Genomic DNA, 24,369 nt, shown 5'->3' on the forward strand with positions numbered 1-24,369 from the left:
CCAAAAGTGACCCGCCGTAAGGGCGGAACCCTAAGCAGCCGTTACCGCAGCAACGGATATGTACCCCACCCCCAACAACCCCAACTCAGTGCGACACCCGACTCGTCCCCCCCACAGTCGAAATCCGCACCCGCTCACCCACACGGAACACCTCATTCTCCTGCACCTGCTGCACATAGGCACGCATGCTGCCATCATCTTCACGAACGGTAATTTCCACACCCTGGGTCCGGGTCAGGCCTTCTTCAGTCGCGGAGCCAAGCAACCCGCCCGCAACGGCACCGATCACCGCCGCGACGACGCTACCGCGACCACCACCGATCGCACTGCCACCCACACCGCCCACCACAGCACCGGCCGCGCCGCCGATCGGGGTCTTGGTGCCTTCGATCTTGACCGGACGCAGAGACTCGATGGTCCCCATGCGAATCGTCTGCACGCGACGCGCTTCGTCACGGGAGTAGGAGTCGCCGGTCAGGCTGGACTGGCAGCCGGTGAGCAACATCGCCATCGTGGAAAAGGAAGCAACCAGCAAAACAGACTTACGCATAGCATCACTCCAAAAGACAGGTATTCATTAAACTCCGCGACTTGACGCCTGTCACGGCCTCGCCGGGATAAAATTGTTTTCATTCAGGTGGGATACAGGCGCACCTGAAAAATTCACCCAACAGTAGCGCCAATTTCAGAAACCTGCGTCATCAACGCCGAGATTTTTCATGGATTACTTCATCATCATCGCCACCACCGTCGCCGGTTTGTACTTCCACTGGTGGCTGTATGTACGCATCAAACGCTGGGTGGACCGCGACCTGGCGCTGTCGCTGGCGGGGCAGGATGAGCAGAAGAAAACCTATATGCTGCAACAACTGGGCCGTGCCCGGGCACAAGGCATCAAGCGCCGCGACCTGCCGCAATGGCTCCATACCGCTGCGGCAGCTTACCCCGACACTAAGGCGCCAGACGCTCGCGAGTCCAGTCCGCCCCTTGCAGGCGGTAATTGAGGCGGTCATGCAGACGGCTGGGGCGGCCCTGCCAGAATTCGATGCGCTCGGGCAGCAACCGATAACCGCCCCAGTGCTCCGGACAATGGGGCTGGCTGTCGCTGAAACGCCTTTCGGTGGCCTTGAGCAACTCTTCCAGCTCACCGCGCCCTGCGATGACCCGGCTCTGGGGTGAAGCCCAGGCACCAAGGCGGCTGCCCAATGGGCGGACCTGGTAGTAGGCGTCCGACTCTTGCGGCGTCACCTTTACCACCTTGCCCTCGATACGTACCTGGCGCTCCAGGGTCGGCCAGAAAAACGTCATGGCGGCGAATGGGTTCACCGCCAGTTGCTGACCCTTGGCGCTCTCGTAGTTGGTGAAGAAGGTGAAGCCCTGGGCATCCAGGCCCTTGAGCAGCAGGATCCGACAATGCGGGCGGCCTTCTGCGTCCACCGTCGCCAGGGTCATGGCGTTGGCCTCCACCGGGGCCTGTTCGGTTTTCACCGCGTCGGCAAACCATTGGTGGAACAGGGCGAACGGCTCGGACGGGGCTTGCGCCTCGGCCAGGCCATCACGGGTGTAGTCGCGGCGCATATCAGCCAACGCTTGGGTCATGGCGCATTCCTTGTGGTTAGCCCATCACTGCTTGGGGGTATTGGTGGCCGCGACCTTCTTGGTATCGCTGGCGGCCTTGGCCGGTTGGGGTTTCTTTGCCGGCGTGGCGGGCTTGGCCGGGGCTTTCTTCGCCGGGGCCTTCGCTGCAGCTTTTTTCGCCGGGGCTTTCTTGGTGGCCGGCGCCGCCGCTTTCTTCGCTGCGGGGGCCGGCGCCGGGGCGGCCGGCTTGACGTCCTGGGCGGCCACCATCGTCACCGGTGCCGGGGCCGGCATGTTGTACTTGCTCAGCAGTGCCACCATCGTATTGGCCGGGGTCACCAGCAATTCCACACGGCGGTTCAGAGCGCGGCCTTCAGCACTGTCGTTGGCCGCACGGGGCGCCACTGCGCCCATGCCGCGCAGCATCAGGCGATCGCGCTGCAGGCCGCTGAGACGGAAGATCGCGGCCACGGCCTGGGCACGTTCCTGGCTGAGTTTCTGATTGGCCGGCGCGGCGCCCGAGGTATCGGCGTGCCCCAGGACCAACACAGCCGTCTTCGGGTCAGCTTCGAGTACCTTGGCGACGCGAGTGAACGGGCCGAGGGTCACCGGCAACAGCATGGCCGGGCGATCCGGGTTGAAGGAACTGTCCACAGGTGCGGTTACGACCAACACGTTATCGCGGCGCTCAAGTTCCAGCTTGCTGTCCTGGATCGCGGTACGCAGCTTCGGCTCGTAGTCGTCTAGCCAGGCCTGGGTGACCTTGGGATCAGGCATCGGCGCCGCCTTGGTGGTTTCCTGATCCTTACCGCCAAACGGCCACCACCATTTGCCGTTGCTTTCGGCTTCGACCTTGGCAACGGCTGCCGGGGCCTTGGCTTCAGGCTTTGCTTCAGGCTTCACATCGGTTTTTTTGGCAACGTCGCCGGCGTCATCGGAGGAGAACGGCCACCACCAGTGAGTGGCGCTCTCGGCCTTGGCTTGCGGCGCGACGGCGGCCGGCTTCAAAGGCGCAGCAGGCGCCGGCTCCTTGTTCGCGACCTTATCGGAACCGCCGAACGGCCACCAACCACCGCCGCCCTCGGCGTCATTCTGTGGAGTTTGTGCGCAACCGGTAATAGCGAAGCACAGCGCCAGAGCGAGGGTTTTATTCGATGACATTGGATATCCACAAAATGAACTGAAGGAAAAAATGAAGGGCCGGATTCGGCCGCATAAACAGACGCTTGGAAACGAAAAAGGGCACCGGGTTCCCCCGGCCGCAGCCCTCGAAGCGGTTTACAGACAAGTGGCAAGCACCCTTGCAAGGTTCTGCGCGCGCGGATCCATCAAAACATAGGGCCCGAGGGTATTGGTCACAAAGCCGAACGCCACGTCATGTTCCGGGTCGGCAAAACCGATGGAGCCCCCCGCCCCTGGGTGACCGAACGCCCGTGGGCCGAGACCGAATGTTGCATTTGCCACATCCGGCTGGTCGAGCATGCAACCCAGGCCGAAACGGGTCCGAGTCAGCAACGTCTTGTCCTCGCCGAGACTGTGCTGACGTGTCAGTTCATCGAGCATTTCACCTTCCAGTAGGCTGCCATCGAGCAGGCCGGTATAGAAACCGGCCACGCTGCGCGCATTGCCATGGCCGTTGGCCGCCGGTTGCTGCATGCGGCGCCACTCCGGTTTGTTGGTGCTGGTCATGATCGAAGGCGGATTGGTAAAGGCCCGGGTGGTCATGGCCGTGGGTTCTCGCATGGTCACCTGCAGCAGGCGCTGGGCCGCCGCGTCACCGACGTTGCCTTTGCCACGGGCGATGTGGGCCACGCGATGAAATTCTTCATCGGCCAGCCCCACGTGGAAATCCAGGCCCAACGGCTTGGCGACCCGCGCCACGATCGACTCTCCCGGCCCACGCCCGTCCGCCCGGCGCAACAACTCGCCGAGCAGCCAGCCGTAAGTGATCGCGGCGTAGCCATGGCCCTCGCCGGGTGTCCACCAGGGTGCTTCAGCGGCCAGCGCATCGGTCATGGCTTGCCAGTCATAAAGCGCTTCGGGCGGCAGTAAATCACGCAGCGCGGGAAGCCCGGCCTGATGACAAAGCAACTGGCGCAAGGTGATGGAGGCCTTGCCGGCTGCCGCAAACTCGGGCCAGTAACGAGCGACCGGGGCGTCAAGTTGCAGCTTGCCTTCGGCCACCAGTTGCAGGGCGGTAACGGCGGTGAAGGTCTTGGTGCAGGAGAACAGGTTGGCAATGGTGTCGCTGTGCCAGGCCTCATGACCATCCTTGTCGGCAGTGCCAGCCCACAAATCGATCACCGTGCGGCCGCCGACCTGGATACACAACGCCGCGCCGCGTTCCTGAGGATCGTCGAACAGCGCCGCGAAGGCTTCGCGCACTGCTTCGAATTGAAGCTCGTAATGGCCTTGAATCTGCACCCGCAACTCCCCTGCTCAAGCACTTCTGGACTGGCCGGCATTGTTCCAGCCATTGGTTCATTTGAAAACAACCGCGGGGCGGTTGGCCTGGGCACCTACCGCTCTTGTGGCTAGGGAGCTTGCTCCCGCTGGGTCGCGCAGCGACCCCAAGGAAAACCAAGGCGATCAGCCTGACAGACCGCAGTGTCTGGCTTTGGGGCTGCCTCGCAGCCCAGCGGGAGCAAGCGCCCTCCCCACGAAAGCCCCCAGCACGGTAGCTGTATCTATCAGGAAATCTCCCGCCGAAACGGCGGCAATGCATTGAGGATCGCCTTGCCATAGCGCTGGGTCACCAGCCTGCGATCGAGCAAGGTGATGGTGCCGCGGTCTTCCTCGGTACGCAGTAGTCGACCGCAGGCCTGGACCAGTTTCAACGAAGCGTCGGGCACCGAGATTTCCATGAACGGGTTGCCGCCGCGGGCTTCGATCCACTCGGCCAGTGCGGCTTCCACCGGATCGTCGGGGACGGAAAAGGGGATCTTGGCGATCACCACATGTTCGCAATAGGCGCCGGGCAAATCCACGCCTTCGGCAAAGCTCGCCAGGCCGAACAACACGCTGGAATCGCCACCGTCCACTCGCGCCTTGTGCTTGTTAAGGGTTTCCTGCTTCGACAGGTTGCCCTGGATGAAGACCTGCTTGCGCCAGTCACGGTCGAGCCCGTCGAATACGTCCTGCATTTGTTTGCGCGAGGAAAACAGCACCAGCGTACCTCGCGAGCCCTCCACCAGCTCCGGCAGGTCGCGAATGATCGCGGCGGTATGGCCCGCGGCATCCCGAGGATCGGCCTTGAGGTCCGGTACCCGCAGCACGCCGGCGTCAGCATGGTGAAACGGGCTCGGCACCACAGCGGTCACGGCTTTTTTCGGCAGGCCGGCGCGCATACGGAAACGGTCGAAGGTGCCCAGTGCGGTCAAGGTGGCGGATGTCACCAACGCGCCGTAGGCCACGTTCCACAAATTGCGCCGCAGCATCTCGGCCGCCAGGATCGGGCTGGCGTTGACCTCGATATCGAACAGCGAACCGCTTTCGGCCAGGGTCAGCCAGCGCGCCATCGGCGGGTTGTCTTCCGGGTCTTCGGTGGTGAAGGCGGTCCACAACTCCCAGTTGCCCTGTGAGCGCGACAGCAGACTGCCGAACAGCGGATACCACTCCTCGGCCTGGTTGCTGGCGATGCCGATATTGACCTCGCCGTCCATGCCTTCCTTGAGCAGATCGGTCAGGCGCGTGAACAGGTCGGTCAGGCGCGCAAAACCTTTCTTGAGCTCGATGCCCATTTCGCGCATGTGCTCGGGAATCACCCCGCCGACAAACCGATGGCGTGGTCGCTCGCGGCCTTCGACGTCTTCACCGGGCTTGAAATCGGCCACCTGCTCGCAAGCGGTGAACATGAACTGCTGGTGCGTCTTGATCTCCCGCGCAAGCTCGGGCACCTGCTCGATGAACTTGCCCAGGTCGCCCGGCAGCGGGTGCTGGGCCAACAGCTTGGTGAGGTTCTTGGCGGTGGTTTCCAGCCAGTCGGCGGTGGAACGCAGCCGGGTGTAATGGGCGAAATGACCGATGGCCTTGTCCGGCAGGTGATGACCTTCGTCGAACACGTAGATCGTGTCTCGCGGGTCGGGCAATACCGCACCGCCGCCCAGGGCCAGGTCCGCCAGGACCATGTCATGGTTGGTCACGATGACATCGACCTTGCCCATGCCTTCGCGGGCCTTGTAGAACGCACACTGGCCGAAGTTCGGGCAATGGCGGTTGGTGCATTGGCTGTGATCGGTGGTCAGGCGCGACCAGTCGGCGTCTTCCAGCGCCGTGGACCAACTGTCGCGGTCGCCGTCCCACTTATTGCCGGCCAGTTTCTCGATCATGCTGGTGAACAACTTCTGGCTGGCCTCGTCGACCTCGATCTTGAAGCCTTCTTCCTCGAACAACTGGGCCGTGGCGGTCTGCGCGTGACCTTCCTGGAGCAACATGTCGAGCTTGGACAGGCACAGGTAGCGCCCACGGCCCTTGGCCAGGGCGAAACTGAAATTCAGCCCGCTGTTGCGCATCAGGTCGGGCAGGTCCTTGTAGACGATCTGCTCCTGGAGGGCGACCGTCGCCGTGGCGATCACCAAGCGTTTGCCGGCGGCCTTGGCGGTGGGAATCGCCGCCAGGCTGTAGGCCACAGTCTTGCCGGTACCGGTGCCGGCTTCCACCGCCACGACCGCAGGCTCGCCGCTGCGCCGGCCTTCGTCGTCGGTGTCGATGTCACCCAGGACTTTCGCCACTTCGGCGATCATCAGGCGCTGGCCATATCGCGGCTTGAGGCTCTTGGCTTCGAGAAAACGCGAATAGGCGCCCTGGATCGTGGTTTTGAGTTCGGTGCTGATCATGAATGGTCGGGCGCTAAAAAACGCTGGATAAATTTTCAGTGGTTCGGATCGGCGGCTATCATACCCCGCGAATCGATCCTGCGCAGAACGGAGTAACCCAATGACACTTTTCGCCCTTGTCTACACCCTGCATTTATTGGCGGCCCTGGTCTGGGTCGGCGGCATGTTCTTCGCCTGGATGATCCTGCGACCCGCCGCAATGGCGGCACTTGAAGGTCCTGCCAGGCTCAAACTGTGGTTAGAAGTGTTTCAGCGTTTTTTCGTCTGGGTCTGGGTCGCGGTGGTACTTTTGCCGATCAGCGGCACAGGCCTGATCCACCTGCGCTTCAGCGGTTTTGAAACCGCCCCGCGTTATGTGCAGATCATGATGGGGTTGTACGTAGTGATGGCGGCCCTGTTCATCCGCATCCAGGCCTTGCAACTGCCGTCATTGCGCAGCGCCGTGGAGGGGCAGGATTGGCCGGCGGGTGCGGCAGTGTTGGGCAAGATTCGCCAGCTGGTGGGCATCAACCTGCTGATCGGGTTGCTGGTGGTGGCGATCGGCGCGGCGCGGCCGATGTTTTGATGCGACTTGCCCGGACACTGGACCCTGTGGGAGCGAGCCTGCTCGCGATGGCGTCGGTTCACTTGACATCTACCTCGACTGACATTCCGCCATCGCGAGCAGGCTCGCTCCCACAGGTTTAATCCGTAGCATTCAAAACCGCTGCACCGTCACCGACCCCGCCGCGCCGACAGGCCCTGGCTGGCCATCCGCACCGGGACGACCGCTTTTGCCACCGTCGGCGGTGTAGACCAGGCAGCCCTTGGCCTTGCCTCCGCTACCGGGCTTGCCGCCCTGCCCGGCGGCACCACCGACGCCGCCATCCACCGCCACCTTGATCTGCTCGGCAGGGTATGTGCGGGGCAGTTCCAGGCGCACCAGCGCGCCGGCCGCGCCCGGCTGGCCATCGCTGCCATTGCTGCCATCGGCGCCGCGTCCGGCCGAACCCCAGGTGCAACCCGGTGCCTGGCCGTTGGCGCCATCGAGACCGACGTAACCCGGCGCACCGGCGCCACCGCGGGCATCCACCGACAACAACGGTGCATTCAGTGCAGCGAATCGCAGGTTCAGGTCGCGTCCTGGCTTGGCCGCCTTCGTATAAGTACCGGGTGCGCCACGGGCCGTGATCTGGCTGCCATCGGCCAGCTCGGCCTGGGCAACCTTCATGTCCAAGGCCTGTTGCGCCGGCACGATGGCGATCCGCGCTTCGCGCCCCAGGTGCAGTTGTTCGATGGACAATTGGGTGACGTTGGACGGCACCAGCAGCGTACCGTAGTCGGCCACATCCAGCCGCTCCAGGGTCAGGGTGCTGGTGGTGTTGGGCAGGCGCAGCAACGAGTGGCTTTCGACCTGGACGACCTGGGCACTGGCCAAGGGGCACACAAATGCAGCGAGCAGACACAATTTACGCATGGGAAGCCTCTGGCGCGGTCGGGAGGGTTTGCAGGTGGAAGATGCCGAACAGCAGCACGCGCAGCCGATCACGGCCGGAAGAGGGTTGGCCGCCTAAATTCGCTCTGAACAGCAGCAACTCCAGCACATGAACCGCCAGCAGCAGCGCCCCCGCCAGATTGACCAACAGATGCAGCGGATGGACGAACGGCATGATCAGGTTGACCAACACCACCAGCCAGAACAGCAGGGTCAGCAAGCGCCCCAGCCCCCATAACACCTTCATACGCCCCCCGGGGAACATTATTCTTTGAGGCACAGTAACGGCTCACGCGCGGGCTACGCCAGAGGGCCGGGCAAATTTAATTTGCCGTCCGGCCAGAGTCTCCGGATCGCTTGCCTGGCAATCCGGCGGCTCTAGGTCGGGGCTTAACGTTGCAGGTGCAGTTCAACCCGACGGTTCTGCGCTCGTCCTTCGTCAGTGGTGTTATCGGCCACCGGTTCGCTTTCGCCCTTGCCTTCGCTGGTGAGCTTGTCTGGCGCCAGCCCCTGGGTCAGCAGATATTCCACGACGCTGCTGGCACGCCGTTCGGACAACCGCTGGTTATAGGCATCGGTCCCGACACTGTCGGTGTGACCGACCACGCGGATGCTGACGACATTGGCATGGCTCAGCTTACTCATCAGCCCGTCGAGCTGGCTTCGAGCTTCTGCGGTGAGATCGGATTGATCGAAATCGAACAACACCTTGCCGGCATCGTTGAGGGTGATGACTTCGCTCGCCGGTGCCTGTGGCTCGACCGGCGGAGCACTGGCCGGGTATTGAGGCAGCGGGCAACCATGATGCTCGACGGGAGTATTGGCTGGCGTGTCGGGGCAACGGTCGCGGCGGTCGAACACGCCGTCGCCGTCTTCATCGCCATCCTGGGCGTAGCAGATCAAACCGCCACCCAATACGCCCAGCGCGGCGCCGCCTGCAGCCCAGCCGCTGCTTTCGATGGCCCCCAGGCCGCCGCCGACAAGACCGCCGATCAAGCTGCAGATCGGCCAGGTACGTTGATTGAGAGAGGCGCTGCCGTCGCTGTGAGTGGCGCAACCGGACAACAGGCTGCTGGTCAGCAGCACCGGTAAGACGGCTCTGATGAGAACGTTCATGGTGAAGGCTCCTGTGTCACCGGCCCATACCGGTCACACAGGAGTAAAGACCCGCCTACGCAACTCTACAAGCCGCGCAGGGCTTGGGTTCAGCGATTTATCCGGATCTCGGTACGGCGGTTCAGGGCACGGCCGTCGGCAGTCTTGTTGTCCGCCACCGGTTGGCTTTCCCCGGCCCCGGACACCGAGACGAAACTGGCACGCGGCACACCCTGTTCGACCAGGTACTGCACCACCGAATCGGCCCGTTTTTGCGACAAGCGCTGGTTATACGCATCGCTGCCGACGCTGTCGGTGTGCCCGGTGACTCGCAGTTGGGCGGTGGACGATTCTTCCTTGAGTCGGGTCGCGACGGTGCTCAACGCCTGCTTGTCAGCCGGGGTCAGCGTGGCTTTGTTGAATTCAAAGTGCACATCCCGGATCACGATGGTTTCTTCCTTGACCACCACCGGCTCTTCAACCACTGGCGCCGGGGCGGGTGGAGGGCAACCATCGGCGTCGACCTGCACGCCCTTCGGCGTGCCCGGGCACTTGTCGCGGCTGTCCGGTACGCCGTCACCGTCTTCGTCGCCGTCACCATGGGCCCAGCACCAGGCTCCCGCCACGGTGCCGGCCACCAGCGCGCCAGGGCCGATCCAGGAACTGCTTTCAATGGCGCCCAATCCCGCGCCAACGACGCCGCCGGTGGCCGCACAGATCGGCCAGTCGGTTTTTTGCAAACCTGCGCAACCAGTCAACACACTGGTTAGCAGAACCAGGGGTAACGCTGTGCGAACTATGCTCATCGGGTGTTCTCCTTGAGGGATCGGCTCGGCGCCGATTCAAGGGAGTAAAGACCCGAGTTCGGATCTGCGCCAGCCTTGTGCATTTGCGATGTTCACCCCTGTTTGCGACCCATCGACTCGTTTAAGCACATACCGCTCTAGGCCACGGCGTCCGGGCAGGCTATCGTGGCGGTTCTGAACGAGGAATCTCCGATGACCGTTGCCATTTCCGCGCGCACACCCCAGCAAGCCCTGGCGGCCGTGCTAGACCGCTATGCTCCGCAAACCCTGCTGTTGATCGGCGCCAGCGGCTTTCCCGCACTCGACGCGTTCCAGCAGGCCCACCCGGACACCGAGGTGGTTCATGCCGGGCCCGGTCCACTGCCGGATACCGTGGCGGCGCGGCGTTTTGACCTGGCCCTGGCGCTCGATTGCCTGGAGCATTTGCCCAAGCGCGACGGTCTGAACCTGTTGGGCGGCATCCGCAATCTCAACGCCAGCCGTATCGCGGTGCTGGCCGATCTCACCGCCTGCGGTTGGCAGGAAACGGACTTTTTTTCCCTGGCCCTGCAAGCCAGTGAGCGATTCCAGCGCGACGAGCAGGTGCTGACCCTGTTCACCTACGATCTGCTTGAATACAAGCAGGTCCCCGACTGGCTCAACTCACGTTTTTGGGCCAACCCGGAAAACTTTGGAAAATATTGGTGGTAGCCGTGAACACAATGCACACAACCATCTGCCCTTGCGGCAGTGGCATTTCACTGGAGGCCTGCTGCGGTCATTACCACGACGGCCATCCGGCGCCCTGCGCCGAAGCCCTGATGCGCTCGCGCTACAGCGCTTACGTGCTGGGACGGGTGGATTACCTGGTACGCACCACCCTGCCCGCCCAGCAGGGCGGCCTCGACCGCCAGTCCATCAGCGAGTGGAGTGCCAACAGCACCTGGCTGGGGCTGGAGGTGGAGAGCAGCGAGGTGTTCGGCGGGCAACCGGAGCACGCCTTTGTCACCTTCACCGCACGCTGGCACGACGGCCAGGGGGAACACAGCCACCGAGAACAGTCCTCGTTCGTGCAAAACAATGGGCACTGGTACTTCATCGACCCGACCGTGCCGGTCAAGACTGGACGCAACGACAGCTGCCCATGCGGAAGCGGGCACAAATTCAAGAAGTGCTGCGCGGGCTACTTCGCGCGTTGATTTGGGAAAGGTCCGACGCCCCACCCTCTCGCCTGCGGGCTAGACTGAGATAAACCCGAGGCGCGGATATGACCCGTTCATCACCTCTGCTACGCATTGCTTGCCTGCTGCTGTTCGTCGCGCTTGGCGGCTGTGCGTCCTGGTACGGGGAAGATGCCCCGGAGCCGCAGGTGCATCTGGTCAAGGTCGAAGTGGTGCGGGCCCGGCTGCTGGAACAGAAGTTCATGCTGCACTTTCGTGTCGACAACCCCAACGACAGTGACCTGACAGTGCGCGGCCTGAGCTACCGCATCCATCTGGGGGACCTGCTGCTGACCGAAGGCGAGCATGAGCACTGGTTCACGGTCAGCCCGCGACATAGCGCGTACTTCAAGGTGCCGGTGCGCACCAACCTGTGGCCGAAGGTGCGCGAGGTGGTGAAACTGCTGCAAAAACCCCGGGAGCAGATCCCCTATCGGCTGGAAGGCGAACTGGAAACCGGTTTATTCATCGCCCACTACGTGCACCTGGAGCGCAATGGCGTGATAATCGCCGCCGATTTTATTGCGGAGTAACCCCGATGACCCAGCAACCTCACGTTCACGGCCCTGATTGCAACCACGATCACGACCATCATCACGACCATGACCACGGCCACGTCCACGGCCCGAACTGCGGCCATGCCCACCAGGAACCGGTGCGCAATGCCCTGAAAGATGTCGGTCGCAACGACCCTTGCCCATGCGGCAATGGCAAGAAATTCAAGAAGTGCCACGGGGCTTGAGGATTCTGGCGCAGAACTTCTTCGCCTGTTGATCCGTCATCGTGAGCAGGCTCGCTCCCACAGAGGGATGGGCGGTGTGCACTGATCCGGCATCCACCACCGACCAACTGTGGGAGCGAGCCTGCTCGCGATAGCGGTGGATCAGCCGACATCGATCCACCTGTTGCCGACCAAACCCACAGCTCCATCACCTTGCCTCAAGAATCCGCTGCACACTGACCACCGTTGCATATTCGCCATGCAGGTTGCCCAGGGACATGGCATGCACCTCACTGGCCGAACGCGGGTTACCGAAATAATCGGCCTTGTCGAAAGTAAAACAGGCATCCTCAGCGACCCAGGTGTCGAACCCCAGGTTGCCCGCCGTGCGGGCCGTGGACTCCACCGAGTTGTTCGTCGCCACACCTACAATCACCAGTTGCCTGACCCCGGCGCTGCGCAGGTCTGCTTCCAGGCGCGTGCCGCTGAACGCATCCGGCACCTGTTTTTGCACCAGGCATTCCCCGGCCATCGGCTCGAATCGCGGTTGAACCTCGACCCCCGACTGCCCCGGCCAGAACACCGAATCCGGCGAGCGGGACAAGTGATGGACATGGATCACCGGTCGCGCCGAGTGCCGCCAGAACGCCAATAACTCCAACATCCGCAGTTCCGCCTTGGGATTGTTGCGCGGGCCGAGCCTGGGATGGAGGATGCCTTTCTGTTGATCGATGAGAATCAGCGCCGCGTCTTTGTGTAGCTGCATGCCGGTTTTTCCTTGCTCGGCCCCTTTGGTGTCCCGCACTTGAGCATCACGGGCTGCTACAGGCAAGCCCTCGATCATCGGGTTCACACAAATCCTGTGGCGAGAGAGCTTGCTCCCGCTGGGGCGGTCCGACGTCTCGGGCGAAGCCGCCCTCGCTTTTCAATCGTCAAAGTTGATTGCGCCTGCTGCGCAGCCGAGCGGGAGCAAGCTCCCTCGCCACGGGTAACGGGGCCAGACCGCCATATTCGGGTTTCATCGGCAAAACCACAAATAACCCCCGCCCCCGCTTGCGCGGCCTTCGCCCGCTCACTAACGTAGCGCCTTTATTGGTGCCACCCCCTCCCGCAGGAGCTTTGCCATGGCCTCGCCAGCCTCTATTTCTCTCATCCCCCGGCTCGGCCTTGCCGCCACAGTAGCCAGTGTGCTCGGTTTGAGCGGGTGCCAGACCTGGAATGCCCAGGATTCGGTACCGCCCACTTCAGGCGTGCAACCGCTCAAGGGGCTGGCGCAGAACGTCTCGGTCCGGCGCAATGCCATGGGCATGCCGCTGATCGAAAGCAACAGCTTCCATGACGCCCTGTTCACCCTCGGTTATGTCCACGCCAGCGACCGCATCACCCAGATGGTGACCCTGCGCCTGCTGGCCCAGGGGCGGCTGGCGGAAATGTCCGGCGCCGAGCGGCTGGAGGTCGACCGCTACATGCGTGCCGTCAACCTGAAGAAAAACGCCGACGAGCTGTACAAGGCCTCTTCGCCACGGCTCAAGCGGTTCTTCGAGGTCTACGCCCGTGGCGTCAACGCTTACCTGTTCCGCTACCGCGACAAGCTGCCATCGGACCTGGCCGCCAGCGGATACAAACCTGAATACTGGAAACCCGAAGACTCGGCGTTGATGTTCTGTCTGCTGAATTTCAGCCAGTCGGCAAACCTGCCGGAAGAAATCGCCAGCCTGGTGCTGGCCCAGAGCGTCAGCAACGACAAGCTCGCCTGGCTGAGCCCGTCCTATCCGGATGAGCAGTTGCCCTTGGCCGAAGCCGACAAACTCCAAGGCATCCGGCTCAACGGCCAGGTGCCGGGCCTCGCCGAAATCAGTAAGGCCACCGGTCAATTGGCCGAGCTGAACCTGTTGAACGTGGCGTCATCGAGTAACTGGGCCATCGCCCCGCAACGCAGCCGCAGCGGCAAGAGCCTGCTGGCCAGCGACAGTCACGGACCGCTGGTTGCGCCGTCGCTGTGGAGCCCGGTGCAGATCCGTGCTCCCAAGTATCAGGCCGCCGGGGTGTCGGTGGCGGGTATTCCGATGATCCTCGCCGGCTTCAACGGTAAAGTCGCGTGGAGCATGACCAGCGTACTGGGGGACAACCAGGACCTGTTCCTGGAAAAAATCCGACGTCAGGGCAATGGTCTGTCCTACGAGGTCAACGGCAAATGGCAGCCGGCAACGGTGCGCAACGAAACCTACTTCATCAAAGGTCAGCGGCCGATTCGTGAAGCGGTGTTCGAGACCCGCCACGGCCCGCTGCTCAACAGCGCCCAAGGCCCGGCTATGGCCAACGGTTTCGGCCTGGCCTTGCAGACGCCGAGCTTCAGCGACGACAAGACCCTGGACGCGTTCTTCGATCTGTCCCGGGCACAGAGCGCCGAGAAAGCCTCGGATGCCAGTCGGGAAATCCGCGCCCTGGCCGCCAACCTGGTCTTTGCCGATGCCAGCCACATCGGCTGGCAGGTCACCGGTCGCTACCCGAACCGCCGTGAAGGCGAAGGCCTGCTGCCATCGCCGGGCTGGGACGGCCGCTACGATTGGGACGGTTACGCCGACCCGATGCTGCACCCCTATGATCAGGACCCCGCCCAGGGCTGGCTCGGCACCGCCAACCAGCGCGTCATTCCCCACGGTTACGGCATGCAGCTCTCCAACTCCTGGGCCGCACCGGAGCGCGGCGAGCGCCTGGCCGAACTGGCCAATGCCGGCAAGCACGACAGCCGCAGCCTGACTGCGATGCAATATGACCAGACCACCACGCTCGCGGCCAAGCTCAAGAAAGTCTTCGAAGCGCCCGGCATGGCCCAACCGCTCAAGCAGGCAATCGACGGACTGCCTGTGGCGGACCGGGCCAAGGCCCGCGAAGCCTATACCCGCCTGATGGCCTTCGATGGCCGGCTCAGCCCGACCTCGGCCGACGCGGCGATTTATGAGCTGTTCCTGCAAGAAAGCATGAAGCAGATTTTCCTCGACGAACTGGGCCCCGAGAGCAGCCCGGCCTGGAAAGCGCTGGTGGCCAATGGTCAATTGTCCTACTCGGCCCAGGCCGATCATCTGTTGGGTCGCGAGGACAGCCCGTTCTGGGATGACGTGCGCACCCCTCAGAAAGAAGACAAGGCCGTGATTCTCGCCCGCAGCCTGGCCGCGGCCATCAACGCCGGCGACAGCCAGTTGGGCGGCGACCACAAGGCCTGGCAGTGGGGAAAACTGCACAGCTACGCCTGGAAAAACAGCAGTGGACAGACCGTGCGCGGTCCAGTCGCGGCCGGTGGTGACGCCAGCACGCTCAATGTTTCGACGTTTGCCTGGGGCCAGGACTTCAATACGGTCCAGGCGCCGTCGATGCGCTTGATCGTGGACTTCGGCCAGCCTGAACCGCTGTTGGTCCAGGGCGGCACCGGCCAGTCCGGCAACCCGGCCAGCCCGAACTACGTCAACGGCATCGATCCGTGGATCAAGGGCCAATATCAGAACCTGCCGCTGCAACCGCAGAACTTTGACCGGGCGTATGGCAAGACGCGGTTGACCTTGGTGCCCGGCAAATAATCGCAACCACAATCCTGTGGCGAGGGAGCTTGCTCCCGCTCGGCCGGGCTGGCGCTCCAGCGCGCAGCGTCCGCAAATGAGGGGCTGCTACGCAGCCCAGCGGGAGCAAGCTCCCTCGCCACAAGGACTCAAGCGCACCTGGGATCAGGGTGTAACAACACAATCCTTGATCCTTTGGGCGCAACCCAATAGAACTTCTCCCCCCGCCCTCGCCTCTACCTGACAAGCCCATCGCCACGGTTGTTCGCATGGACCTTGTCATTGCCCGCCCCGAAGGCCTGTATTGCCCGCCGGGGGATTTCTACATCGATCCCTGGCGCCCGGTGGAGCGCTCGGTCATTACCCACGCCCATGGCGACCATGCCCGTGGCGGCAATCAGCATTACCTGGCCGCGGCCCCCGGCGAGGGGATCCTGCGTTCGCGACTCGGCCAGGACATCAATCTGCAGACCTTGCCCTATGGCGAGCGCCTGGTGCATCACGGCGTGACCTTGAGTTTTCACCCCGCCGGTCACGTGCTCGGCTCGGCCCAGGTGCGTCTGGAATACCGAGGCGAAGTCTGGGTCGCGTCAGGGGACTACAAAGTCGAGCCCGACGGGACCTGCACGCCATTCGAGCCGGTGAAATGCCACACCTTCATCACCGAATCCACCTTCGGCCTGCCGATCTATCGTTGGCAGCCCCAGGCGCAGATCTTCGACGAAATCAATCAGTGGTGGCGGGCCAACATCGCCCTGGGTCGGGCCAGCGTGCTGTTCTGCTATTCGTTCGGCAAGGCCCAGCGGATCCTCCACGGCATCGACGAAAGCCTCGGCCCGATCCTGGCCCACGGCGCGGTGGAACCGTTGAACCGGGTCTATCGCGAGGCCGGGGTTCATCTGCCACCGACGATCTACGCCGGCGAGGTGAAAAAGAATGACCCGCTCATCGGCCAGTCACTGGTGATCGCCCCGCCCTCCGCTGGGGGCAGCTCCTGGATGCGCCGTTTCGGCGACTACAGCGATGCCTTCGCCAGCGGCTGGATGCGCCTGCGCGGTACCCGCCGGCGGCGCGGGGTGGACCGCGGCTTCGTGCTGTCGGACCACGCCGACTGGCCCGGCCTGCTCTGGGCCATCGAACAGACCGGGGCCGAGCGAGTCATGGTCACCCACGGTTCGGTGGGCGTGCTGGTGCGTCACCTGTGTGAGCTAGGCCTCGACGCCCAAGGCTTCACCACCGAATACGGCGACGATGAAGAAGACGTCAGCGCCACCGACCCTGGCGAGGACGCACCATGAAGGCCTTCGCCCAGTTATATGCCGACCTGGACGCCACTACCTCCAGCAATGCCAAGCTTACCGCGATGCAAGACTACTTTCGTCACGCCGCCCCCGAAGACGCGGCGTGGGCCGTGTACTTTCTGTCCGGTGGCCGCCCGCGACAACTGGTGCCGGTGAAGATCCTGCGGGAACTGGCCGTGCAGGTGTCGGGGTTGTCCCCCTGGTTGTTCGAAGAGAGCTATCAGGCCGTGGGCGACCTGGCGGAAACCATCTCGCTGGTGCTGCCGGAGTCGCCTCACAGTTCAGATGAAGGGCTGGCGCTGTGGATCGAGAAAAAACTGCTGCCGTTGCGCGGCGAATCGCCCGAGGTCCTGGCACAGCGGTTACCGACGCTGTGGGCGCAACTGGACCGGTCGAGCCTGATGCTGTGCATCAAACTCATCACCGGCAGTTTTCGCGTCGGCGTGTCGAAACTGCTGGTCACTCGGGCCCTGGCCGGGCTCGCCAGCCTCGACAGCAAGCGGGTGGCCCAGCGCCTGGTAGGCTACACCGACCTGTCCCACCGCCCGACGGCGGGCAGTTATCTCAAGCTGATCGCCCCCGAGTCCGATGATGAACATGCCCAACGCGGCGGCCAGCCTTATCCGTTTTTCCTGGCCCATGCCCTGTCGCAACCAGTGGAGCAATTCGACGCGCTGCTGGGACCGGCCAGTGACTGGCAAGTGGAATGGAAGTGGGACGGCATCCGCTCTCAGGTAATCAAGCGTGACGGGCATTTGTGGGTCTGGTCCCGGGGTGAAGAGCTGGTGACCGAGCGCTTTCCCGAGCTGCACGACCTGGCCCAGGCACTGCCCGACGGCACGGTGATCGACGGTGAAATCGTCGTGTGGAAAAGCGCCCGACCGCCGGCCGAAGACGCCTTCGATCCGGATGCGCCTTTGCAACCGACCGTCCAGCCCTTCGCCCTGTTGCAGCAGCGTATCGGTCGCAAAACCCTGAGCAAGAAAGTCCTGGAGGACGCTCCCGTGGTGGTGATGGCCTACGACCTGCTGGAATGGCGGGGCGAGGACTGGCGCAGTCGGCCCCAGGCCGAGCGCCGAGAGCAACTGGAGGCGCTGATTGCCCGCGTCCACAGCCCGGTGCTGCTGCCGTCGCCGATTGTCACCGGCGCGGATTGGCTCGATCTCGCCCGACAGCGCGAAGCCTCCCGCAGCCTCGGGGTCGAAGGCATGATGCTCAAGGCGCGTAACGCGTTGTATGGGGTCGGGCGCACCAAGGACATGGGCGTATGGTGGAAGTGGAAGATCGACCCGTTCAGTGTCGACGCGGTGCTGATCTACGCCCAACGTGGCCATGGCCGACGCGCCAGCCTGTACAGCGACTACACCTTCGCGGTGTGGGACAACCCACCGGGCAGCCGCGAACGCACGCTCGTTCCCTTCGCCAAAGCCTATTCGGGCCTGACCGATGCCGAAATGCGCCAGGTCGATAGCATCGTGCGCAAGACCACCGTGGAAAAATTCGGCCCGGTGAGCAGCGTTACACCCACGCTGGTATTCGAACTGGGCTTCGAGGGCATCGCCCTGTCCAAGCGCCACAAAAGCGGGATCGCCGTGCGCTTCCCACGGATGTTGCGCTGGCGCCAGGACAAGCGCGTCGAGGACGCCGACACCCTGGCGACGCTGCAGGATTTATTAAAATGACGACCGATCGCTCCCCGGCCTGAACCTCCATCAGCACACTGCGTTCATCGCCAGGGACCATCGCCAGGGCATCGACCTCGAACGCGCCGTTGCGACACGTTGCATCTGACATGAAAACGACAGCCTTCAGCGTCAATGAACGGTATCTAATAAATAGTTACCGCGTACGGTCCGGTAAGTTTGTGGAAAACTATGACACCCGTACCGGTGACTTTTCTGACGTCGTAATTGCGTCACTCACATCAGTCACAATAAATAAAACCGACTGGCCCTTTGAAAAAGCGGTGCTAACGTGACAGCAGTTCTCCAATTATCAATTGGCTCTAGTCGTCCAGATCCTGCGCCCAGCCTCTTACGCAACCGTGAAGGGCATAAATCATTCAAGGAACGGACAGCCCCTTCCCGCCAGGGTGAGCCGAGCAAGGCCACCGCCGGTGCGAGGGTGATCCAAGTGAAGCCCAAGGCCCGCCACCCGCACGCGCAAGGGAGCCTGATATGCACGCAGAAAAGCGCTTTCAGTCGCTGGACAGTTTCAGGGGCCTGATGGCTATTTCAGTAATGTTCTACCACTTGCGCGTCAGCGGCAGTTTCACCGAGTGGCAGTTATTCCGCCACGCCGATGTATTTGTCTCGTTCTTTTTTGTCTTGAGCGGCTTTGTCATGACGCACGCTTATGGCAACCCCACGCGGTTTAATTTTCGAAAATTCTTTATAACCCGAACCTTCCGCTTGCTACCCCTGCATCTCGTCATGCTGAGCGTCTTTATATTGTTGGAGTTCGGTAGGTATACAGCAGCGCAAAAAGGCATGGACTTCAACAATCAGCCATTTTCAGGAAAGTTCGCCCCTTCTGAAATCCTTCCGAATGCAATGCTGTTGCAGTCCTGGACACACTTGACCAATCCGCTGTCGTTCAACTATCCGTCCTGGAGCATCAGTATCGAGTACTACACTTACATGCTCTTCGCCTTGATCCTTAACCTCGCTTTCGGCGTCAGGACGTGGGTATGGATGACCGTGGTCCTGGTGGCCCTGGCGTTGATATATACAGGCAATAGCTTCTTCACTGTCGAGTCATTGCGGGGCTTGGCCTATTTTTTTACGGGCTGCCTGGCTTACGCCGTGTATCAGAGGCTTCCCCATCCTACCCCGGCCCACACTGGGCTGCTGACCGCGCTTGAAGTGATGGCGGTGGCAGCGGCACTGGTGTTCGTGATCAATGATTTTGCGGCCAAGCAGCTGTGGGCCAGCCCGCTGTTTGGTGTCGTCGTTGTGATATTCGCCTTTGATCGCGGCGCTGTCTCGCGGTTGTTGACGCGCCGCAGCTTCGGTTTTCTCGGCAAGTTGTCTTACTCCATCTACCTGACTCATGCGGCCGTTCTGTTTTGCGCGGTCTCGGTGTTCATGGTGGCAAAGAACATCCTGGGGTTGGATGTTGCACCGGTGATCGACGGCACTCGTTACCTGGATCTCGGTCATGCGGCGCTCAATCACCTCGTCGCTTTGCTGATTGCAGGATCGGTAGTCCTGGTGTCCATGTTTACCTACCGATATGTCGAAATGACCGGGCAATCCCTCGGCCGGGCCCTCAGTAGGCCTCGAACGCAGCGGTCCGGCCTGAAGGTCTGATACCGAAGCTTGAAAAACCGTGGCGAACTTCGGACCGCACTGGCGTGCTCATCAAGCGCCTGCGCCGAGGCGCCATTACGGTGCACCTTTTATGGCCTGCTCATCCCCGCGCACCATCACGCCCCGCCTGCTGTCCCTAAATTTTTTAAAACGTTTGTTCGGCACTCTGGTTCGGAAATTGCTATCTTTTTGCCGTCATACCGTTCTCGCCTTCACCGGTAACAATACTTACGCGCCACAAGCGCTCATATTGGTTTTAGGGATTGAATAATGAAAAAAGCACTGCTGACCCTTTCCGCACTGGCGTTGTGCATGGCGGCCGGCGCCGCCACGGCCAAGGAATACAAGGAACTGCGTTTTGGTGTCGACCCGTCCTACGCTCCATTTGAATCCAAGGCCGCCGACGGCAGCCTGGTCGGTTTCGACATTGACCTGGGCAATGCGATCTGTGCTGAACTGAAGGTCAAATGCAAATGGGTCGAAAGCGATTTCGACGGCATGATCCCTGGCCTCAAGGCCAATAAATTCGACGGTGTCATTTCCTCGATGACCGTTACCCCGGCCCGTGAAAAAGTCATCGACTTCTCCAGCGAGCTGTTCTCCGGACCGACCGCCTACGTGTTCAAGAAGGGTTCGGGCCTGAGCGAAGACAAAGCCTCGCTCAAGGGCAAGACCGTCGGCTACGAACAAGGCACCATTCAGGAAGCCTACGCCAAGGCTGTGTTGGACAAGGCCGGCGTGAAGACCCAGGCCTACCAGAACCAGGACCAGGTCTACGCCGACCTGACCTCCGGCCGTCTCGATGCTGCCATCCAGGACATGCTGCAGGCCGAACTGGGCTTCCTGAAATCGCCAAAAGGCGCTGACTATGAAGTCAGTAAGCCGGTGGACAGCGAACTGCTGCCGTCCAAGACCGCCATTGGTATCAAGAAAGGTAACAGTGAGTTGAAAGCGCTTTTGGATAAAGGTATCAAAGCGTTACACGATGACGGCAAGTACGCCGAAATCCAGAAAAAACACTTTGGCGATCTGAATTTGTACAGCGGCAAATAATGCGCTGCGCCCATCCGGTTTCAGATGGGCGCTTTTTTCCTGCCAAAGGCTTCTTCCATGTTCGAACAACTCCTACAAAATCTGGGGCTCTCGGCCTTCAGCCTGCAGGGCTTTGGCCCGCTGCTGATGCAAGGCACCTGGATGACCATCAAGCTCTCGGCCCTGTCGTTGCTGTTGAGCGTCTTGCTCGGCCTGCTCGGCGCCAGTGCGAAACTGTCGAGCGTCAAGCTGCTGCGAATCCCGGCCCAGCTCTATACCACCCTGATTCGTGGCGTGCCGGACCTGGTGCTGATGCTACTGATCTTCTACAGCCTGCAAACCTGGCTGACTTCTCTTACCGACTTCATGGAATGGGAATACATCGAAATCGACCCATTCGGCGCCGGGGTGATCACCCTGGGCTTCATCTATGGCGCGTACTTCACCGAGACTTTCCGCGGCGCGATCCTCGCCGTGCCCCGCGGCCAGGTCGAAGCCGCCACGGCGTATGGCCTCAAGCGTGGCCAGCGCTTTCGCTTCGTGGTGTTCCCGCAAATGATGCGTTTTGCCCTGCCGGGGATCGGCAATAACTGGATGGTCATGCTCAAGGCCACCGCACTGGTGTCGATCATCGGTCTGGCCGACCTGGTCAAGGCCGCCCAGGATGCGGGCAAGAGCACCTACCAACTGTTCTACTTCCTGGTATTGGCCGCGTTGATCTACCTGCTGATCACCAGCGCGTCCAACTTCATTCTGCGCTGGCTTGAACGCCGCTACGCCGCCGGAGCCCGGGAGGCCGTGCGATGATCGAACTTCTACAGGAATACTGGCGGCCGTTCCTCTACAGCGACGGCGTCAATGTCACCGGCCTGGCGATGACCCTCTGGCTGCTCAGTGCCGCGCTGCTGATCGGCTTCGTGGTATCGATCCCGCTGTCGATTGCCCGGGTTTCGCCCAGGTTTTACGTGCGCTGGCCGGTGCAGTTCTACACCTACCTGTTCCGGGGCACGCCGCTGTATATCCAGCTGCTGATCTGCTACACCGGCATCTACAGCATCGCGGCAGTGCGGGCCCAACCGCTGCTCGACAGTTTCTTTCGCGATGCGATGAACTGCACGATCCTGGCCTTCGCCCTGAACACCTGCGCCTACACCACGGAGATTTTCGCCGGGGCGATCCGCAGCATGAACCACGGTGAAGTCGAGGCCGCCAAGGCCTATGGCCTGACCGGCTGGAAGCTTTACGCCTACGTGATCATGCCTTCGGCGCTGCGACGCTCGTTGCCGTACTACAGCAACGAAGTGATTTTGATGCTGCACTCGACGACCGTGGCATTCACCGCTACCGTTCCAGACGTGCTCAAAGTCGCCCGGGATGCCAACTCGGCCACCTTCCTGACGTTCCAGTCGTTCGGAATCGCCGCGTTGATCTACCTGAGCGTCACCTTCGCCCTGGTGGGCCTCTTCCGCCTCGCCGAACGCCGTTGGCTGGCTTTCCTCGGCCCGGCCCACTAAGGGCTTCCGTTTCAGGACACACACGCAAATGCGCCACCAGATTCATGACTTGCAGTCCCCGGTTCCGGGGACCGCACGCAAGATCCACAGCTTTCACTTCGGCCCGGAACAAGCCGCTGGCAAGATCTACATCCAGGCCTCTCTGCACGCCGATGAGCTGCCCGGCATGCTGGTTGCCTGGCACCTCAAGCAACGCCTGGCCGAGCTCGAGGCCTCCGGGCACCTGCGCCACGAGATCGTCCTGGTGCCGGTCGCCAACCCCATCGGCCTGGAACAGGTCTTGATGGACGTGCCCCTGGGCCGCTACGAAATGGAGAGCGGGCAGAACTTCAATCGCCGCTTCGTCGACCTGAGCGAAGAGATCGGCAACGAAATCGAAGAGCTGCTCACCGACGACCCGCAGCACAACCTGATGCTGATCCGCACCAGCCTGCGCGATGCCCTCGCTCGCCAGAGCGCCAGCACGCAATTGCAGTCCCTGCGGCTGGTGTTGCAGCGGCTGGCCTGCGACGCTGACATGGTGCTGGACCTGCACTGCGACTTCGAAGCCGTGGCCCATCTCTACACCACCCCCGAAGCCTGGCCGCAGGTCGAGCCACTGGCGCGCTACCTCGGTGCCGAAGCGTGTCTGCTGGCCACCGATTCGGGCGGCCAATCCTTCGATGAATGCTTCACCCTGCTCTGGTGGCAGCTCAAGGAACGCTTCGGCGAGCGCTTCGAGATTCCCCTGGGCAGCTTCTCGGTGACGGTCGAATTGCGTGGCCAGGGCGACGTCAACCACGGATTGGCGAGCCTCGACTGCCAAGCCCTGATCGAATACCTGATTCACTTCGGTGCCATCGACGGCGAACCGATGCCCCTGCCCGAACTGCCCTACCCGGCCACGCCGTTGGCCGGCGTCGAGCCGGTGGCAACGCCGGTGGGCGGACTGCTGGTCTACAGCGCCCTGCCCGGTGAATACCTGGAAGCGGGGCAACTGATCGCCGAGATCATCGATCCGGTCAACGACACCGTCACCCCGGTCCACTGCCGCAACGCCGGGCTGCTGTACGCCCGTTCGCTGCGCCGCATGGCCACGGCCGGCATGGTGATCGCCCATGTCGCCGGCGCCGAAGCCTATCGCAGCGGCTACCTACTTTCGCCTTGAGGATGCATGTTCCATGTACAAACTGACCATCGAAGGCCTGCATAAAAGCTATGGCCAGCATGAGGTGCTCAAAGGCGTTTCGCTCAAGGCCAGGACCGGCGACGTCATCAGCCTGATCGGCGCCAGCGGCTCGGGCAAAAGTACCTTCTTGCGTTGCATCAACTTTCTCGAACAACCCAACGACGGCGCCATGAGCCTGGACGGCCAATCGATCCGGATGATCAAGGACCGCCACGGCATGCGCGTGGCCGACGACGCCGAACTGCAACGCATCCGCACGCGCCTGGCCATGGTCTTCCAGCACTTCAACCTGTGGAGCCACATGACCGTGCTGGAAAACATCACCATGGCCCCACGCCGGGTGCTGGGCGTCAGCAAGCAGGAAGCCGACGAGCGCGCCCGGCGTTATCTGGACAAGGTCGGCCTGCCGGCACGGGTCGCCGAGCAATACCCGGCCTTTCTTTCCGGCGGCCAGCAACAACGCGTGGCAATCGCCCGGGCGCTGGCCATGGAGCCGGAGGTGATGCTGTTCGACGAGCCGACCTCGGCCCTCGATCCGGAACTGGTGGGTGAAGTCTTGAAGGTGATCCAGGGCCTGGCCGAAGAAGGCCGGACCATGATCATGGTGACCCACGAAATGAGCTTCGCCCGCAAAGTCTCCAACCAGGTACTGTTCCTGCACCAGGGCCTGGTGGAAGAAGAAGGCGCACCGCAAGACGTACTGGGCAACCCCAAGAGCGAACGGCTCAAGCAGTTTCTCAGTGGCAACCTGAAATAACTGCGCTACCCGTGGCGAGGGAGC

At 62.3% G+C, this 24,369-nt stretch carries 25 protein-coding genes; 15 read left to right on the top strand and 10 right to left on the bottom strand.

Features of this window, described 5'->3' with window-relative positions; translation table 11 throughout:
- Positions 1-85: 85 nt before the first annotated feature.
- Complete coding sequence (locus ACLEJQ_RS00005) at positions 86-550, bottom strand: glycine zipper 2TM domain-containing protein (protein ID WP_245138243.1); 465 nt, start codon at positions 548-550, stop codon at positions 86-88.
- A 169-nt stretch (positions 551-719) separates the two neighbouring features.
- On the opposite strand from ACLEJQ_RS00005, the gene ACLEJQ_RS00010 reads away from it, so the two are divergent.
- Entirely contained in the window at positions 720-1,004 is a 285-nt protein-coding gene (locus ACLEJQ_RS00010) for a hypothetical protein (RefSeq protein ID WP_440791030.1), read from the top strand.
- Here ACLEJQ_RS00010 and pdxH read toward each other — a convergent pair.
- The 4 genes from pdxH to dinG form a co-directional block, all read right to left on the bottom strand.
- Positions 952-1,599, bottom strand: a complete 648-nt coding sequence (gene pdxH / locus ACLEJQ_RS00015; RefSeq protein ID WP_440791032.1) for a pyridoxamine 5'-phosphate oxidase — start codon at positions 1,597-1,599, stop codon at positions 952-954. The genes ACLEJQ_RS00010 and pdxH overlap by 53 nt on opposite strands.
- A gap of 24 nt (positions 1,600-1,623) precedes the next feature.
- Positions 1,624-2,739 (bottom strand): OmpA family protein, encoded by a 1,116-nt coding sequence (locus tag ACLEJQ_RS00020; protein ID WP_440791034.1) that lies wholly within the window; start codon positions 2,737-2,739, stop codon positions 1,624-1,626.
- Positions 2,740-2,856: 117 nt separating this feature from the next.
- Entirely contained in the window at positions 2,857-4,002 is a 1,146-nt protein-coding gene (locus ACLEJQ_RS00025; RefSeq protein ID WP_440791035.1) for a serine hydrolase domain-containing protein, read from the bottom strand.
- Positions 4,003-4,268: 266 nt separating this feature from the next.
- On the bottom strand, positions 4,269-6,413 hold the full coding sequence (dinG, locus tag ACLEJQ_RS00030) for an ATP-dependent DNA helicase DinG (protein WP_440791037.1): 2,145 nt from the start codon (positions 6,411-6,413) through the stop codon (positions 4,269-4,271).
- A gap of 100 nt (positions 6,414-6,513) precedes the next feature.
- Here dinG and ACLEJQ_RS00035 point away from each other — a divergent pair, with 100 nt between their 5' ends.
- A complete protein-coding gene (locus ACLEJQ_RS00035; protein WP_440791039.1) occupies positions 6,514-6,978 on the top strand; it encodes a CopD family protein in 465 nt (154 codons plus the stop codon).
- Positions 6,979-7,110: 132 nt separating this feature from the next.
- Here ACLEJQ_RS00035 and ACLEJQ_RS00040 read toward each other — a convergent pair whose 3' ends face one another.
- From ACLEJQ_RS00040 to ACLEJQ_RS00055, 4 genes are all read right to left on the bottom strand, one after another.
- Positions 7,111-7,869, bottom strand: coding sequence for a collagen-like protein (locus tag ACLEJQ_RS00040; protein WP_440791040.1), 759 nt, complete (start codon positions 7,867-7,869; stop codon positions 7,111-7,113).
- Positions 7,862-8,134, bottom strand: coding sequence for a DUF1145 domain-containing protein (locus ACLEJQ_RS00045; protein WP_440791042.1), 273 nt, complete (start codon positions 8,132-8,134; stop codon positions 7,862-7,864). The genes ACLEJQ_RS00040 and ACLEJQ_RS00045 overlap by 8 nt, the downstream gene beginning before the upstream one ends.
- Positions 8,135-8,277: 143 nt before the next feature.
- Positions 8,278-9,003: an OmpA family protein gene (locus ACLEJQ_RS00050; protein ID WP_440791043.1), complete on the bottom strand. Its 726-nt coding sequence runs from the start codon at positions 9,001-9,003 to the stop codon at positions 8,278-8,280.
- Between the two features lie 89 nt (positions 9,004-9,092).
- Positions 9,093-9,788: an OmpA family protein gene (locus ACLEJQ_RS00055; protein ID WP_440791045.1), complete on the bottom strand. Its 696-nt coding sequence runs from the start codon at positions 9,786-9,788 to the stop codon at positions 9,093-9,095.
- A 192-nt stretch (positions 9,789-9,980) separates the two neighbouring features.
- Between ACLEJQ_RS00055 and ACLEJQ_RS00060 the strand changes: the two genes are divergently transcribed.
- From ACLEJQ_RS00060 to ACLEJQ_RS00075, 4 genes are all read left to right on the top strand, one after another.
- On the top strand, positions 9,981-10,478 hold the full coding sequence (locus ACLEJQ_RS00060; RefSeq protein WP_440791047.1) for a DUF6231 family protein: 498 nt from the start codon (positions 9,981-9,983) through the stop codon (positions 10,476-10,478).
- Between the two features lie 11 nt (positions 10,479-10,489).
- On the top strand, positions 10,490-10,966 hold the full coding sequence (locus tag ACLEJQ_RS00065) for a YchJ family protein (RefSeq protein ID WP_440791627.1): 477 nt from the start codon (positions 10,490-10,492) through the stop codon (positions 10,964-10,966).
- A gap of 68 nt (positions 10,967-11,034) precedes the next feature.
- On the top strand, positions 11,035-11,520 hold the full coding sequence (locus ACLEJQ_RS00070; protein WP_440791048.1) for an LEA type 2 family protein: 486 nt from the start codon (positions 11,035-11,037) through the stop codon (positions 11,518-11,520).
- 5 nt (positions 11,521-11,525) lie between these two features.
- A complete protein-coding gene (locus tag ACLEJQ_RS00075) occupies positions 11,526-11,729 on the top strand; it encodes an SEC-C metal-binding domain-containing protein (protein WP_003198420.1) in 204 nt (67 codons plus the stop codon).
- Positions 11,730-11,916: 187 nt separating this feature from the next.
- Here the strand turns inward: ACLEJQ_RS00075 and ACLEJQ_RS00080 are convergent, their stop codons facing one another.
- Complete coding sequence (locus ACLEJQ_RS00080) at positions 11,917-12,474, bottom strand: cysteine hydrolase family protein (protein WP_440791050.1); 558 nt, start codon at positions 12,472-12,474, stop codon at positions 11,917-11,919.
- Between the two features lie 358 nt (positions 12,475-12,832).
- Between ACLEJQ_RS00080 and ACLEJQ_RS00085 the strand changes: the two genes are divergently transcribed.
- From ACLEJQ_RS00085 to ACLEJQ_RS00125, 9 genes are all read left to right on the top strand, one after another.
- A complete protein-coding gene (locus ACLEJQ_RS00085) occupies positions 12,833-15,283 on the top strand; it encodes a penicillin acylase family protein (protein ID WP_440791052.1) in 2,451 nt (816 codons plus the stop codon).
- 248 nt (positions 15,284-15,531) lie between these two features.
- The gene (locus tag ACLEJQ_RS00090; protein ID WP_440791054.1) at positions 15,532-16,560 is read left to right on the top strand and encodes a ligase-associated DNA damage response exonuclease; all 1,029 of its coding nucleotides are present in this window, start codon (positions 15,532-15,534) and stop codon (positions 16,558-16,560) included.
- The gene (locus ACLEJQ_RS00095; protein WP_440791056.1) at positions 16,557-18,245 is read left to right on the top strand and encodes an ATP-dependent DNA ligase; all 1,689 of its coding nucleotides are present in this window, start codon (positions 16,557-16,559) and stop codon (positions 18,243-18,245) included. The genes ACLEJQ_RS00090 and ACLEJQ_RS00095 overlap by 4 nt, the downstream gene beginning before the upstream one ends.
- A 495-nt stretch (positions 18,246-18,740) precedes the next feature.
- The gene (locus tag ACLEJQ_RS00100; RefSeq protein WP_440791057.1) at positions 18,741-19,874 is read left to right on the top strand and encodes an acyltransferase family protein; all 1,134 of its coding nucleotides are present in this window, start codon (positions 18,741-18,743) and stop codon (positions 19,872-19,874) included.
- A gap of 270 nt (positions 19,875-20,144) precedes the next feature.
- Positions 20,145-20,927: a transporter substrate-binding domain-containing protein gene (locus tag ACLEJQ_RS00105; protein WP_440791059.1), complete on the top strand. Its 783-nt coding sequence runs from the start codon at positions 20,145-20,147 to the stop codon at positions 20,925-20,927.
- 57 nt (positions 20,928-20,984) lie between these two features.
- The gene (locus ACLEJQ_RS00110; protein ID WP_003198406.1) at positions 20,985-21,713 is read left to right on the top strand and encodes an ABC transporter permease; all 729 of its coding nucleotides are present in this window, start codon (positions 20,985-20,987) and stop codon (positions 21,711-21,713) included.
- Complete coding sequence (locus tag ACLEJQ_RS00115; protein ID WP_440791061.1) at positions 21,710-22,420, top strand: ABC transporter permease; 711 nt, start codon at positions 21,710-21,712, stop codon at positions 22,418-22,420. The genes ACLEJQ_RS00110 and ACLEJQ_RS00115 overlap by 4 nt, the downstream gene beginning before the upstream one ends.
- A gap of 28 nt (positions 22,421-22,448) precedes the next feature.
- Positions 22,449-23,567, top strand: coding sequence for a succinylglutamate desuccinylase/aspartoacylase family protein (locus tag ACLEJQ_RS00120; protein ID WP_440791063.1), 1,119 nt, complete (start codon positions 22,449-22,451; stop codon positions 23,565-23,567).
- A 13-nt stretch (positions 23,568-23,580) separates the two neighbouring features.
- Positions 23,581-24,345 (top strand): ABC transporter ATP-binding protein, encoded by a 765-nt coding sequence (locus tag ACLEJQ_RS00125; protein ID WP_440791065.1) that lies wholly within the window; start codon positions 23,581-23,583, stop codon positions 24,343-24,345.
- The last annotated feature ends 24 nt before the right edge of the window (positions 24,346-24,369 follow it).

The sequence above is a fragment of the Pseudomonas sp. SMV71 genome (assembly GCF_052042015.1).
In the GTDB taxonomy this organism is placed as follows: domain Bacteria; phylum Pseudomonadota; class Gammaproteobacteria; order Pseudomonadales; family Pseudomonadaceae; genus Aquipseudomonas.

Bases quoted from the DNA above. Each gene is read 5' to 3' on its own strand.
- ACLEJQ_RS00005 (WP_245138243.1), bottom strand. From the start codon at position 550: ATGCGTAAGTCTGTTTTGCTGGTTGCTTCCTTTTCCACGATGGCGATG.
- ACLEJQ_RS00010 (WP_440791030.1), top strand. From the start codon at position 720: ATGGATTACTTCATCATCATCGCCACCACCGTCGCCGGTTTGTACTTC.
- pdxH (WP_440791032.1), bottom strand. From the start codon at position 1,599: ATGACCCAAGCGTTGGCTGATATGCGCCGCGACTACACCCGTGATGGC.
- ACLEJQ_RS00020 (WP_440791034.1), bottom strand. From the start codon at position 2,739: ATGTCATCGAATAAAACCCTCGCTCTGGCGCTGTGCTTCGCTATTACC.
- dinG (WP_440791037.1), bottom strand. From the start codon at position 6,413: ATGATCAGCACCGAACTCAAAACCACGATCCAGGGCGCCTATTCGCGT.
- ACLEJQ_RS00035 (WP_440791039.1), top strand. From the start codon at position 6,514: ATGACACTTTTCGCCCTTGTCTACACCCTGCATTTATTGGCGGCCCTG.
- ACLEJQ_RS00040 (WP_440791040.1), bottom strand. From the start codon at position 7,869: ATGCGTAAATTGTGTCTGCTCGCTGCATTTGTGTGCCCCTTGGCCAGT.
- ACLEJQ_RS00045 (WP_440791042.1), bottom strand. From the start codon at position 8,134: ATGAAGGTGTTATGGGGGCTGGGGCGCTTGCTGACCCTGCTGTTCTGG.
- ACLEJQ_RS00050 (WP_440791043.1), bottom strand. From the start codon at position 9,003: ATGAACGTTCTCATCAGAGCCGTCTTACCGGTGCTGCTGACCAGCAGC.
- ACLEJQ_RS00055 (WP_440791045.1), bottom strand. From the start codon at position 9,788: ATGAGCATAGTTCGCACAGCGTTACCCCTGGTTCTGCTAACCAGTGTG.
- ACLEJQ_RS00060 (WP_440791047.1), top strand. From the start codon at position 9,981: ATGACCGTTGCCATTTCCGCGCGCACACCCCAGCAAGCCCTGGCGGCC.
- ACLEJQ_RS00065 (WP_440791627.1), top strand. From the start codon at position 10,490: ATGCACACAACCATCTGCCCTTGCGGCAGTGGCATTTCACTGGAGGCC.
- ACLEJQ_RS00070 (WP_440791048.1), top strand. From the start codon at position 11,035: ATGACCCGTTCATCACCTCTGCTACGCATTGCTTGCCTGCTGCTGTTC.
- ACLEJQ_RS00075 (WP_003198420.1), top strand. From the start codon at position 11,526: ATGACCCAGCAACCTCACGTTCACGGCCCTGATTGCAACCACGATCAC.
- ACLEJQ_RS00080 (WP_440791050.1), bottom strand. From the start codon at position 12,474: ATGCAGCTACACAAAGACGCGGCGCTGATTCTCATCGATCAACAGAAA.
- ACLEJQ_RS00085 (WP_440791052.1), top strand. From the start codon at position 12,833: ATGGCCTCGCCAGCCTCTATTTCTCTCATCCCCCGGCTCGGCCTTGCC.
- ACLEJQ_RS00090 (WP_440791054.1), top strand. From the start codon at position 15,532: ATGGACCTTGTCATTGCCCGCCCCGAAGGCCTGTATTGCCCGCCGGGG.
- ACLEJQ_RS00095 (WP_440791056.1), top strand. From the start codon at position 16,557: ATGAAGGCCTTCGCCCAGTTATATGCCGACCTGGACGCCACTACCTCC.
- ACLEJQ_RS00100 (WP_440791057.1), top strand. From the start codon at position 18,741: ATGCACGCAGAAAAGCGCTTTCAGTCGCTGGACAGTTTCAGGGGCCTG.
- ACLEJQ_RS00105 (WP_440791059.1), top strand. From the start codon at position 20,145: ATGAAAAAAGCACTGCTGACCCTTTCCGCACTGGCGTTGTGCATGGCG.
- ACLEJQ_RS00110 (WP_003198406.1), top strand. From the start codon at position 20,985: ATGTTCGAACAACTCCTACAAAATCTGGGGCTCTCGGCCTTCAGCCTG.
- ACLEJQ_RS00115 (WP_440791061.1), top strand. From the start codon at position 21,710: ATGATCGAACTTCTACAGGAATACTGGCGGCCGTTCCTCTACAGCGAC.
- ACLEJQ_RS00120 (WP_440791063.1), top strand. From the start codon at position 22,449: ATGCGCCACCAGATTCATGACTTGCAGTCCCCGGTTCCGGGGACCGCA.
- ACLEJQ_RS00125 (WP_440791065.1), top strand. From the start codon at position 23,581: ATGTACAAACTGACCATCGAAGGCCTGCATAAAAGCTATGGCCAGCAT.